Raw genomic sequence first — 12,285 nt, 5'->3', positions numbered from 1 at the left:
GTTAATTCAGACAAGAAATACAAAAAACTCGATGGTTTAATTTCCGTCTTACTCGTGATAACTAAGAGGGCGGGCACGGGGGCACCGTCCCTACCACAGGTAAACTATCAACTGACAACTATCAACTGACAACTGTCAACTGACTAATAGTGATTTCCGACTTTGCGGTGGTGAACTGCCGGCAGTGCTTCGGGATTGGATACGCGACCGCTATCTACCGTCGCATATACGATATGATGATCCGAAAGTTCCATCCGGCTAACCACTTCGCATTCCATGTAGGCCAAAGCATCGGTCAAAATCGGAGAACCGTTGGTAGCTGGTTGAGTTTTAACTCCGGCAAATCGATCGGCACCTGGGGCAAAACGCTTCAAAAAGTGCTTCATCAAGCTTTGATAATTGCCTTCTTCCAGCACGTTGAGTACAAATTTATCACCCGCGTGCATCATCGATTCGATCGCCCGATCCTTCGCAACTGCTATAGTTAAACCCAGCGGTTTAAAGCTGGCTTGCGTCACCCAAGAAGCCAACATCGCACTGCTAACCTCGCCTTTTTGAGCAGTAATAATGTACAATCCGCCGCTGATGCGTCCCAAAGCTTTATCAACATCGCTATCCAGGGATTTCATCTGTTTGACAGCCTTGTCCCGCGACAGCCACTGTCCCAAGTCGGTACCAGCTTCGTCGCAAACTTGATAAATCGCTTCCGTCGGCGCTTCTTTAATCAAAATGTTGGGAAATGCTTCTTTCAAACCCAACTCTTTGAACTTGTTTCGCAGCGGATAAATTGATGCGTCATCGCCACCGCCGGATTCGCACAAACCGAAGGATTGTTTGTTGTTAGCTGCAACTAAAATTGTGTTAATAGCAGCTTCGGCATTCTCCGCAGCAGCGCCATTACTCGGTGGCGAACAAATGACAATCCCCGCAGCAGTACCGACAAGTTCCCGAACTTCTTGCAAGTCGGCGGTTTTCAAGTCCATCATTTCTACAGCGACACCGGTTTTGGTAATCCCGTGGGCGATCGCCTGAGCGAGTCGATCGCTAAATCCGTAATCGGAAGTGTAAAATACCGCTACAGTGGTTTCTGCCTTAGCTTGTTCTTGGCTCCACTTTTTGTAACGTCCGGTAAGTTCCACCACATTGTACCTGAGCAGCGGCCCGTGACCGGTTGCCACCGTACCGATTTCTCCCAACTCGGCCATCCGCTTCATTGCACTGAGTACCGATCGAGCATTTGGAGCCATCAAACACTCATAATAAAAGTGATAATCCTCCTCAACCGCCGCTAAATCGTCATCATAGGTACTATCAGAACAGTAGTGCATCCCGAAAGCATCGCAGGTGAACATCACCTGAGTTTTGCTGTCATAGCTGAAAATAGTATCGGGCCAGTGCAAATTCGGCGCCGACACAAATTCGATAACGTGGCCATTTCCTAAATCTAGTTTGTCCCCATTTTTCACGACAAGTCGCTCAAAAGGCTGATGTATCAGGTTTTCTAAAAATTGAATTGCTACTTTCGCCCCTACCACAATCGCCTGGGGCGCCAAAGCCAGCACATCTTTCACCAAACCGCTGTGGTCTGGTTCAGTGTGGCTGATAATTAGATAATCAATCTCTTTCGGGTCAATTTCCCCCGTCAGAGTTTCCATATATTGTTGGCGAAACTTCTCGTGCGAGGTATCCACGAGGGCAGTTTTTTCGCCACGAATGATGAAAGAGTTGTAAGTTGTACCGTTTTTGAGCCCGAATTCGATGTCAAAACGGTCTCTATCCCAGTCCAGGCATCGAATTGCCGTTGTATCAGAGGCAATTTCGACCTTTTCCACCGTCAATCTGCGTTGGACTCGTTCAGTCAGGGCTACCATACTCTGCCTCCTTGTCTGTTATCCATTACCTTATTGTTTCCATTCTGACACGTTTCTTTTGTAAATCTTCATAAAATTTCTTATGACGCTGTTAAGTAACTTCAAAGTTATTAATGTTTGAGTTAGGCGATTCCCTACGGGATAGCTTCGCTTCACGACCATTTTGAGAAAAATCCACAAATTAGGTCTTGACAAAATCCCCATTTCACCAAATCTGATTTATTTTACGGATTGCTGAAAAAGTATGCGTAGTGGAAAAACGAGGCTACACACCTTAAAAAACCTGAGTTCGGGATAAGAAATCATTGAATGTGCCTTGGCGAATGGAATTCGTGGCTACACAGACTCGATCTGACGGGAGCAGACTAGATTTTGAGGCCTGCAGAAGAGTGTGTGGAGGCACACTTTGTCTGTATAGCTGCGGTTTCTAACCGCCAAGCGTCCAAAAATTAACCCGAACTCAGGTTAAAAAATAATAGGTTTATTGCTAAAATCCCAAATTTATCCAGAAACTAACAACTTTCATTGGAAGGGTTTTGAGCCTCTATAATCCTATAACTTGCACTTAGATAGAGCCAAGAAATCTTGAACGCCTGCTCTGGCAAGCTTTATACTTTATATTCAGCAAGCCCTAAAAGAAATTGGACGCACCCAGAACTCAGAAACCCGGTTTCTTCCTATATTTCTTGCTATTCAATTCTTCCGATTCGTCAGCGGTAACTCCACTATCAACTCAGTTCCTTCGCCCACCTGACTGACGCACCGAATCCGGCCGCCGTGAGCTTGTACAATTACCTGATAGCACACCGAAAGTCCTAAGCCCGTACCTTTCCCCACAGGTTTAGTCGTAAAAAACGGATCGAAAATCTTGTCTTGAATCTGCGCCGGAATGCCACTTCCCGTATCGCGCACAGAGATTGTTACCCAGTCCGGCTCGCTTAGCCAACTGCGGATTGTTAATTCTCCGGGTTTGTCGGCTGAGTCGATCGCATCTAAGGCATTGTCCATCAAATTATAAAATACTTGGTTGATTTGACCGGGATGACATTTGACTCTCGGCAGATTTCCGTATTGTTTTTCAATTTTGATATTTGATTTGAGTTTATGTTGCAGCATCAATAAACTGCTTTCCAAACCTTCATGCAAATCCACAGCTTGAAATTCTGCGCGATCTAAGCGAGAAAAATTTCGCAGCGTCATCACGATCGATCGAATCCTGCCACTGCCTTCCCGCATCGAATTGAGCATTTTGCCAAAGTCATCTCGAACGTAATCGAGTTCTAGTTCTTCATTGATTTTGACAAGTGCCTCCGCTGCTTCTGGGCAGGCATTCCCGCACAATTCTAGAGCTTCGTTTAAGACTTTAAAATATTCTTGAGCGTGAAACAAGTTAGCGTGGATGAAATTGTTAGCGTTGTTGATTTCGTGAGCAATTCCCGCTACCATTTGCCCCAAACCAGACATTTTTTCGCTTTGAATCAATTGCTGCTGTGTCGATCGCAATTCTTGGAGGGCTGCTTGCAATTGCTGGGTTTGAGCTTGAGATTTGACTGCCGCTTCTCGGACTTGGCTGTAAAGTTCTGCTTGCTGAATCGCGATCGCCATTTGATCGGCTAGCTGCGACAGCAACTCCATTTCTTGGCGCTGCCAATTTCGGGTATCGTGACACTCGTGAGCAATCAACAAACCCCACAGTTTACCGGGAAATTTTACAGGAGAATTTATGTCTGTAGAAAGTGAATGGTCTTCGTTTTGGGATGTAACAATCGGTACGATCAGATTAGCTTTTACCTGCAAGCTGTCTAAAAAATCAACGTGACAAGGCTCTAAACCGGCCTGAAAAATATCATTAATTGCTTTGACTCGCCCTTGCTGGTAAAGATCGGCGTAATTTCCCCTAAAACACTTATCTGCCCCCATATCTCCTAAAATTGAAGGCCAAGGAACTGTCATATCTTCAACGACAACTGTTCCCTGCCAGTTGTCTTGAAACTGATAGATAATTACCCGATCGCACTGCAACAATTGGCGGACTTCTCTCACCGCTGTTTGCAGGATAGTTCCCAGATCTAGGGTACTGCGAATTTGGTTGCCAATCAGTCGCAGCAGAGATTCTCGTTCGGCTTGACGGCGGGTTTTGCTGTAGAGTTTGGCTTGATTGATCGCGATCGCCAATTGCGATGCTACCCCTTCTAATAGTTGCCGTTCCCAATCAGTCCATTCCCGTTCGCGATCGCACTGATGCAAACCAATTATGCCATTCACTTCACCTTGATAGCGAGTAGCAACTGCCAGCATAGACTTAATTTCCAAAGCCTCGGCAATTTTTCGGGTTTGTGCGTTCAACCCCGGAAAATCCAGAAACTTCGTCAATGCTAGCGACTCTTGCCCAGATACGACTGCGGCCAAGTGCGGGTTGTCAGTAATCGGTACTTTCATCCCCAGTTGTATGGGATAGTCTCCCGCGTTGTACTCTCCCCGCGTGACTAACGTTTTTTCTGTATTGCATTCTTTGACTAAAATACTCGCGCGGCTGCACTGTAGCGCTTGCCCCAGCAATCGGCACGCCGATGTTAAAATCTGTTCTATATCAAGGGTGCTGCGAATTTCGTTATTAATTTCGTTGAGCAAGTTTGATAGCTGAACTTGCTGCTGCATCTGCACGATGATAGCTTTTTGTTGGTCTACTTCCGGCAGCAAAAGACCTTCTTCTTGATTCCAGTTACCTGATTCAGGCAACCGCGCAGTCAGTCTCTGCCAGGGGGTTTCTGGTTGTTGTATTTTTAAAGACATATTTACTCAGCACTTGTACAGTATTTTGATAGACTCTGGTTTTTTACACATTTGCTTACCCCGCCACCAGCCGATCGTCGCTACCACAAATTTAGAACGATATTAAAACATTATAAATGATATATCCCGAGCATTGCAATTATTTGCTTTACAAATATTTATCAATAATAATTATGGCTCAGCAGCCGACAATACTAATGAGGCACGCGCCATCTTTTTCGTCAGATGTCAATTAGAGTTAACCGTCCCCCTAAGGGAATAAAATTAATCTAAAATCTATCTATAGTGATACTGTTTGCGCGCGATCGATCGATAAACATGGAAAATTCAATTGCCGACAATTTTTGCCCGGGAAGTGGCACCGACAACCCGATCGCTGGATTGACAGGTAAAAGCCCGATCAAAATAGCTTTGGCGATCGGCAATTCGCGGTTGCACTGGGGATTATTTACGGGCAGAACCCTGGAGAGAACATGGGATACTGAGCATCTCAAAGCTGATGCTGTTTCCCGGCTATCGGAGGCAGAAAAAGCGGAATATTTGGTGGAAACGGTGATGAGGTCGATCGAGCAAATATCGGCTCAAAATCTGCTTGGTCTTCCTGCTACTCCCGCTGTGTCTAGTTCTCACACGCTTTCTGTAGTGCCGCTACCGTTAGTTTTCGCCTCAGTAGTTCCCCAGCAAACAGCTATTTGGCAGAGTTATCCTGAAGTCCGAATTATTACTTTAGACCAGTTGCCGATCGGGGGACTCTATCCTAGCCTGGGGATTGACAGAGCTTTAGCTTTACTGGGTGCTGGCAACCAGTTAGGTTGGCCAATTTTACTTATAGATGCTGGTACAGCTTTAACATTTACTGGGGCTAATGTCAATAGGTATTTAGTCGGGGGTGCCATCTTACCGGGTTTGGGTTTGCAGTTATCCTCGTTGGGAAAAAAGACTGCTGCATTGCCCTCAGTACGCTTACCAGAAAACATTCCGCATCGCTGGGCTACAGATACTGCTGGGGCAATTCAAAGCGGGGTTGTATATGCGGCGGTGGCAGGAGTTAGGGATTTTATTGAAGATTGGCGGAGGTTGTTTCCGAATAGCAAAATTGCACTCACGGGGGGCGATCGCATTTTGTTATTGAAATACCTCACCGCACTATTTCCCAATACGGCTTCCTCGGTAATTGACGCACCAGAGGCTATTTTTTGGGGAATCATAGCATTTTAGATTTTAGATTGAGGGATTGGGGGATTGACCAATTGATTGAGATTTGATGTTGAAGAATTGGTAATGATTGATTCCGTAAAGGTTTCAAACAGGGGCATACAGTTGTATTTTTTTTGAATTTATATGAGTTTGTTAAATGTTGACGGCGACCAATTCTCTGCAATCAATCGGAATAGGAATAATAAGAACAGAAAAAATCCGCCTCAATCAACACAGTCTTGAACGCAGCAACTGGCTCTATTATGCAGGTTAATGTTTATTAGGCACGTTGTTGCGCTTAAGCGCTCTTGCATATTAGGCACGTTGTTGCGCTTAAGCGCTCTTGCATATTAGGCACGTTGTTGCGCTTAAGCGCTCTTGCATATAAAGAGCGCTCAAGCGCAACAACATACCTTTTTTAAAGGTGTACCAATGACTAATGACTAATGACCAATTATCAATTCATTTGGCAAACTGGCGAATATAGCGAGCAACAATATCCGGGGCTTCCTGCGGCAAATTGCTGTCTCCCGGACTGACAGATTGCAGTTCGGCATTAGGAGCCAGAGCAGCATAGGATTGACACAGAGACAAAGCTGCGGGGGTATCTTCAGAACCTTGCAAAACCAAAACAGGCGCTTTCAGCAAGGCCAAATTCTCATCAACTAACTCTGCTATAATTTCAGGCCGCCGCCGCCCGAACAGCAACTGCACGGCAACTGGGGACTGCATCAACTGCTGTCTCAAGTTTAGCAGTCTGTCAATCTGCTTTTGACCCCCCAGCAACTTAGCAATTGGATAGATCGATCGCAACAACCAGTATGCCAACGGAGGTTGAGCGATCAGCCAACTAGCCGTCTGCCACCGCCCCCCCTGGTTGCCAGCCTTGACGCCTTCTGGGGCTAACAACACTAAACCCTGAACTCGATCGGGATATTTGATGGCGTAGCTAGCAGCCACCCAGCCGCCCAAAGAGTCACCAATTAAATAAACCTCTTGCAGGTTCAAAGCATCGAGGTATTGGGCGAGACATTCTACTTCCAGATCGATCGAATAATTAACATTTGGGTGTTCCGAGTCGCCAAAGCCCAGCAAATCTGGTGCGAAGCATTGGAAGTCCGGGCTCAAAAGCTCGATCGTCCGCAGCCACTGACTGCCGTCGCCCCAAGAACCATGCAAAAATACTAAATTTGGGCCTCTGCCGACTTCGCGCCAGAAAATGTGTCCTAAAGAGAGTTTGACCCGAGAATTGCGTAACGGTGAGTACATCCGGTTTAATATTCAGCAATAAAAAGATTATTAAATTAATGTTCAGATATCATAAATTAAAGCATGGAAACATTAAAAATTAATTCCCTACTAATAAAAGGTAGCTTGTTAAGGTGAGGTAATTCCCAACGTTGCTCAAATGTAGATGCCCTGAGAATTTACGCTAAAGTTGTCAGGCCTTGAAAATAGTTCTGCAAGTGCTCGCCATTATCATGGCTAAGCTGGTCTTCCGGCAGCGCTGTCGGCAAAAAAGCTTCCACCTCGCTGATTTCAAGCGAATCCTGAACTTGCATCTTGCCCTGCACCTCTGCTTCCACCACGATACAAATCGAGTGCAAGCGAGGATCTCGATCGGCAGCCGAATAAACGCCCACCAAGCGACGAATTTTGACTAAATCGAGTCCTGTTTCCTCCGCCAATTCTCGGCGCACTGTTGTCGGAATATCCTCTCCCCAATCCACCATACCTCCCGGCAGGGCCCAGCGACCGTTGTCGCGGCGCCGAATTAACACTATTCGCCCGTCAGGCAACACAGGAATCACGGCGGTACCAGTGACGGGATGTCGAAAAATCAGACCCAGCACAGTCTGTACAAATTGCCACAATCTACGCATACACTCAAAAGTTTGTTTAGGGGAAAGTAATTTTAGACCTGCTATCTCGCAGATTTGGGGTCAGAATTATTATATTCTTCTTTCAGGCAAAATATCCGACAATTCTCCTAAAATCTCCACTGCGTGAGATTCTGGTTTGACTTTGCGCCAAACAGTTTCAATCCTACCATCAGGGTCGATCGCGAAGGTCGATCGAGTAATGCCCATAAATTCTTTGCCCATAAATTTTTTGAGTCCGTAACAACCGTAGGCGGTTGCCACTTCGGCGTTTGAGTCGCACAGCAAGGGAAAAGGCAGTTGATATTTAGCTTTCAGCAGCATTCATCCCCGCGCCAGGAGCGTAGCCTCGCGTCGGGATGAATGCGTGCGAGTTGACGATTCCACTCTTGCGAGTCAAATTCCTCTTCGGAACGTGGAACAGCGTCGGGGTGGATGAGGAAACCAGCAAATTCTTTGGTATAATTGCATAAACTTGACCATTATCCCCCTACGCGAAAACCAAGCTAAACGGGGTGTTATCCCGAGGATAAAAATAAAGTACAACTCGCCGCCCTCGAAAATCTGCGAGGCCCACAAGTTGGCCGGCAGCGTCGGGCAGGCTGAAGACAGGGGCTAAGTCACCAGGATTTAGTGTCATTTGTGGTATTTGTCAAGAGTTTTTAGAATATGTTCGCAAATAAAAAACATTGCGTCCCGATCGCGCGCGGATCAAGATCGACTTAAGAAACTCTCAGTCGAGGGACTGTTCTTGTCGATCGGTAATAGTGCCGGGTGTGATATAATCGTCATCGGTCTAAAATTGAGTATAACTAGACAACGTAAAAACTCGCACTCCTTTAGTTGAGTTCGCAGTCACACCGATCGGTGTTGCGGTTTAGGAAAGCTAAATTTGAACAAAACCTAACTACATTAAAGAGAATCGATCGAGTACGGTAGGATATACCGGAATTCACGATTGGGAGAAGACACCTCTAAAGCGACTGGAGCAATCCTGTCGTAAACAAGTGACTTTGCCCAAGCAAGAATCTCAGTAACAAACAAGTGCTGAGAATTTCAACCCGAAGAATCCCCGAGCCGAAAGCTTGGGGAATGTCAATGTTTATTAGTGAGGTCAGAATGGCTAAGCGCCGCAATCTCAAGAAAGAGAAGGCACAACGAAATCAAGCATACGCTCGCAAATTTCGCAAGCGGAGAAATCAAGATATGTTCTCCAACAAGAGAAGGCGATTTGACGGCGGCAACGGCGGCGGGATGGGCGCCATGAGCGGCGGCGGACGGGACAAAGATATGGCTGCTGCTGAAGAGTAATATAGTCAGGCTATCTGCCCAACTTAGAACCGAGAGTGCAAAACACGATCGTTCTAAGGAGAGATAGCCATCATGAATTTGCCCAAGAATTCAACGAGGATAGTTTAGGCGATCCGATCGCGCGCAGCAATCAGTGATTTTCTCACTTGTTCAAATCCGGTGCCACCGTAACTATTGCGAGCAGCAACCACTTGAGTCGGTGCGATCGCGCTATAAATGTCTGTATCAAAAGCTGGGTGCAAGTCTTTCCACTCCTCAAGTGTCAAATCTTTGAGGAGTTTGCCCCCCGACAGACAAGTTTTAACAACTTTGCCCACGAGGTTGTAAGATTCCCGGAAGGGAACGCCCTTAGCAGCCAAATAATCTGCTACGTCTGTAGCGTTAGAAAAGTCTTCTGTAACGGCAGCAGCAAGGCGATTGCTGTTAAACGCGATTCCTTCCCGCAGCAAAATCGTCATTGCTTCCAAGCAACCTTGTACAGTTTTGACGGTATCAAACAAAGCTTCTTTATCTTCTTGCAAATCTTTGTTGTAGGCCAAAGGCAATCCCTTCACTACTACAAGCAAGGCTTGCAAATGACCGAAAACCCGCCCCGCCTTGCCCCGCACCAACTCCGGCACGTCGGGATTTTTTTTCTGGGGCATGATGCTAGAGCCCGTAGCGCAGCTATCTTTGAGCGTAATAAATCCAAATTCGTGAGAAGACCACAAAATCATTTCTTCTGACAAGCGGCTCAGGTGTACCATAATCAAGCTGGCGGCTGCGAGAAATTCGATCGCAAAATCTCGATCGCTCACTCCATCTAAGCTATTAGCATAAACCTGGTCAAACTCCAAGAGTTCTGCGCTATAGTGTCGGTCTATCGGGAAAGTCGTCCCCGCCAGCGCGCCGCAACCCAAAGGCGAAATATTCACCCGCTTCGAGACATCGCCGAGGCGTTCCCAATCGCGATCGGACATTTCAAAATAAGCTAACAAGTAATGAGCCAAACTGATTGGCTGAGCGCGCTGCAAGTGCGTGTAACCGGGGATTAATGTTTCGACGTTAAGTTCTGCAATTTCGAGCAAAACCCCTTGAAATTCCCGCAATTGCTCGCGAATTTCTGCAATGCGATCGCGCAAATACAAACGAGTATCGGTGCCGGCTTGGTCATTTCGCGATCGGGCCGTGTGCAGCTTTTTGCCCGCATCCCCGACGATATCCGTCAGGCGCTTTTCTACAGCGAAGTGAACGTCTTCTGCATCAACTCCCGGCACAAAAAGACCTTGGCGGTATTCGCGGCGGATTTGTTCCAAACCATTGACTAGCTGTTCCCCTTCTGATGCGGAAATAATTCCAGTTTTGGCGAGCATTTTAGCATGGGCGATAGAACCCGTCAAGTCATACTCAATCAGTTCTATATCGAAACCAATACTAGCATTAAATCGGGCGATCGCTGGGTGCAGCGCCGACTCAAATCTTTGACTCCAAGTTTTCGGTTGTGTGGTCATTGCTGAATGTAAAACTCAATTATATCTCTCTTGCAGAACTCTCTAAAAACTGGTTCTTAGGAAGGAATGCAAGTCTTCCGGTTTCTAGGAAAGAATGTCAGTCCTCTGGTTCGCACTCAAGAATGCAAATTCTTCCTCCCAAATTTGGCCAGAAAAGACTAAGGTAATTACTACCAACTTTTTATACCTGTACAGAAACTAAAAAACTGAATTCTAGACTACAAAATTAGTGAACGAACCTGACTGTCAACGGAGTACCGTTAGACCACAGGCTTCTATTTCCCTTTGTGCAAGGGCTTTTTTGAGTGACGAAGCTCCCCCGCCACTTTGATGAATTAGACCAATCTTTTTGATCAGCTTAGCTGAGTTTTCATCTCGTTCCAAAGACTCGCCACATTGACAAGAATGCCATCGTTCCGACAATTCTTTCGACACTTTATTGAGGCCATTCCAGCAATACTGAGAAGTTCCCTCTGGGTTAACCAATAAAACGTTTTTACCCAGCTTCCAAGCAACATACTTGAGAACGCTAGCGAATTGACCGTGAGCAGCATCAAGCATTGATTTGTTCAAGCCACTTTTAGCTGATTGACCGTTTGGCAAATAAACCAAATTACCATTGTTATCAATATCGGTTTTAGCTTTGGCACGTCTTGTCAAATTCTTGACACTCAGATATTCAACCACCAAAACATCGCATTTACGAAACAGCTCGTGCGCTGTTTTGAATTGAAAATCAAGTCTTGCTCTAGCCACAAATTGATGCAGTCTAGAAATCTTACTCTTGATAACTTGCCAAGGCTTAGAGCCTTTGACTCTACTAGCTAGTTTCGCCTGAAGCCTTGCTAATTTCTCAGCGTATCTCCTCAAGAACCTAGGGTTTTCGACTCTTTCACCATTAGAAAGGTAAACGTAATTAGTAATTCCCAAGTCAATGCCAAGAGTGTTTTCGTCAGTCGGCTGAATTTCTGCAACCGTCACGGGAACCGCTTTGTCTTCTAGCGTCAGGGCAATATACCACCTATCTGCTTCTCTGATAACTGTCCCCGTCTTAACCGTGAATCCTGTTGGTATTGGGCGATGGAATACCATCGGTACTTGACCTATTTTGGCAAGGTTAACACAAATTCTATTTTGCTCATCCTTGATGATATCTAAATTATCTAATTGAGGATAAGTAAAAGATTTGTAGTAGTCAAATCCTTTAAACTTGGGCTTGCCTCTACGATTGCCATTTTTGTCAGGCGTGGTGAAATTTGAAAAGGAAGTTTCCACTCTGTTAACCACATCCTGTAAAACCTGAGAATTCAAAGCTTTGTAATCAGGAAATAGCTTCTTAGTATTTTTCAGGTCAGCTAGTTGTATTGCCTGCCACTGTACATATCCGCCTTCAACATTCGAGAAAACGTCACCTTTCCTAGTCAAAGGATTGCCTGACTCATCCTTCTTTCTGCCATCCCTAGTTTGCACCCTGGTCAAAGGAATATTTTGATAAATCTCCTCAACGGAAACTATGGATGCAGTTAAGGGGCAGGCGTTAACAGGCGTTCTAGTGGACTCCCACCATCTAAATCTTTCACTCAATCGGTAGTTGTACTGACGGCGACAGAGTTCTAGATGAGCCACGATTGTTCCCAATTGGGCTTTTGTGGGTTTGAGGCGGTATTTGTACGTGAGTTGCATGGGAAACTTCCTTTTTTTTCGACCTTCCCACACCACAGTATAGTTAGTGTATCCCTGAAA

Annotated in this window: 9 protein-coding genes and 1 pseudogene; 2 read left to right on the top strand and 8 right to left on the bottom strand. The window is 45.8% G+C overall.

The annotated features are described in order from the left end of the window. Positions 1-143 precede the first annotated feature (143 nt). Both QZ938_RS02185 and QZ938_RS02180 read right to left on the bottom strand, forming a co-directional pair. Positions 144-1,871 (bottom strand): diflavin flavoprotein, encoded by a 1,728-nt coding sequence (locus QZ938_RS02185; protein ID WP_293347212.1) that lies wholly within the window; start codon positions 1,869-1,871, stop codon positions 144-146. Between the two features lie 693 nt (positions 1,872-2,564). Then, a complete protein-coding gene (locus QZ938_RS02180) occupies positions 2,565-4,664 on the bottom strand; it encodes a GAF domain-containing protein (RefSeq protein WP_293347209.1) in 2,100 nt (699 codons plus the stop codon). Between the two features lie 318 nt (positions 4,665-4,982). On the opposite strand from QZ938_RS02180, the gene QZ938_RS02175 reads away from it, so the two are divergent. Continuing rightward, entirely contained in the window at positions 4,983-5,882 is a 900-nt protein-coding gene (locus QZ938_RS02175; protein WP_293347206.1) for a pantothenate kinase, read from the top strand. Between the two features lie 441 nt (positions 5,883-6,323). On the opposite strand, the gene QZ938_RS02170 is transcribed toward QZ938_RS02175, so the two are convergent. The 4 genes and pseudogenes from QZ938_RS02170 to QZ938_RS02155 form a co-directional block, all read right to left on the bottom strand. Continuing rightward, positions 6,324-7,130 carry an alpha/beta hydrolase gene (locus tag QZ938_RS02170; protein WP_293347203.1) on the bottom strand — a complete coding sequence of 269 codons (807 nt, stop codon included), beginning with the start codon at positions 7,128-7,130 and terminating at the stop codon, positions 6,324-6,326. Positions 7,131-7,288: 158 nt separating this feature from the next. Beyond that, positions 7,289-7,744 carry an NUDIX hydrolase gene (locus QZ938_RS02165; RefSeq protein WP_293185753.1) on the bottom strand — a complete coding sequence of 152 codons (456 nt, stop codon included), beginning with the start codon at positions 7,742-7,744 and terminating at the stop codon, positions 7,289-7,291. Between the two features lie 69 nt (positions 7,745-7,813). Then, entirely contained in the window at positions 7,814-8,065 is a 252-nt protein-coding gene (locus tag QZ938_RS02160) for a redoxin domain-containing protein (RefSeq protein ID WP_363318764.1), read from the bottom strand. A gap of 187 nt (positions 8,066-8,252) precedes the next feature. After that, positions 8,253-8,381: pseudogene (locus QZ938_RS02155) on the bottom strand (redoxin domain-containing protein); the annotation flags it as partial. 479 nt (positions 8,382-8,860) lie between these two features. On the opposite strand from QZ938_RS02155, the gene QZ938_RS02150 reads away from it, so the two are divergent. After that, positions 8,861-9,052, top strand: a complete 192-nt coding sequence (locus QZ938_RS02150; RefSeq protein ID WP_194066729.1) for a hypothetical protein — start codon at positions 8,861-8,863, stop codon at positions 9,050-9,052. A 104-nt stretch (positions 9,053-9,156) separates the two neighbouring features. Here QZ938_RS02150 and argH read toward each other — a convergent pair whose 3' ends face one another. Both argH and QZ938_RS02140 read right to left on the bottom strand, forming a co-directional pair. Continuing rightward, positions 9,157-10,542, bottom strand: a complete 1,386-nt coding sequence (argH, locus tag QZ938_RS02145) for an argininosuccinate lyase (protein ID WP_293155522.1) — start codon at positions 10,540-10,542, stop codon at positions 9,157-9,159. A 246-nt stretch (positions 10,543-10,788) separates the two neighbouring features. After that, complete coding sequence (locus QZ938_RS02140) at positions 10,789-12,225, bottom strand: transposase (protein ID WP_293347200.1); 1,437 nt, start codon at positions 12,223-12,225, stop codon at positions 10,789-10,791. Positions 12,226-12,285 lie beyond the last annotated feature (60 nt).

The organism is Microcoleus sp. CAWBG27 (assembly GCF_020883145.1).
Classification (GTDB): Bacteria; Cyanobacteriota; Cyanobacteriia; order Cyanobacteriales; family Microcoleaceae; genus Microcoleus.
The sequence above is the reverse complement of the archived record's forward strand: the minus strand, read 5'-3'. Positions and strand labels throughout refer to the sequence as shown.

Excerpts from the sequence above, each read along its gene's own strand:
- QZ938_RS02185 (WP_293347212.1), bottom strand. The coding sequence starts at position 1,871 with ATGGTAGCCCTGACTGAACGAGTCCAACGCAGATTGACGGTGGAAAAG.
- QZ938_RS02180 (WP_293347209.1), bottom strand. The coding sequence starts at position 4,664 with ATGTCTTTAAAAATACAACAACCAGAAACCCCCTGGCAGAGACTGACT.
- QZ938_RS02175 (WP_293347206.1), top strand. The coding sequence starts at position 4,983 with ATGGAAAATTCAATTGCCGACAATTTTTGCCCGGGAAGTGGCACCGAC.
- QZ938_RS02170 (WP_293347203.1), bottom strand. The coding sequence starts at position 7,130 with ATGTACTCACCGTTACGCAATTCTCGGGTCAAACTCTCTTTAGGACAC.
- QZ938_RS02165 (WP_293185753.1), bottom strand. The coding sequence starts at position 7,744 with ATGCGTAGATTGTGGCAATTTGTACAGACTGTGCTGGGTCTGATTTTT.
- QZ938_RS02160 (WP_363318764.1), bottom strand. The coding sequence starts at position 8,065 with ATGCTGCTGAAAGCTAAATATCAACTGCCTTTTCCCTTGCTGTGCGAC.
- QZ938_RS02150 (WP_194066729.1), top strand. The coding sequence starts at position 8,861 with ATGGCTAAGCGCCGCAATCTCAAGAAAGAGAAGGCACAACGAAATCAA.
- argH (WP_293155522.1), bottom strand. The coding sequence starts at position 10,542 with ATGACCACACAACCGAAAACTTGGAGTCAAAGATTTGAGTCGGCGCTG.
- QZ938_RS02140 (WP_293347200.1), bottom strand. The coding sequence starts at position 12,225 with ATGCAACTCACGTACAAATACCGCCTCAAACCCACAAAAGCCCAATTG.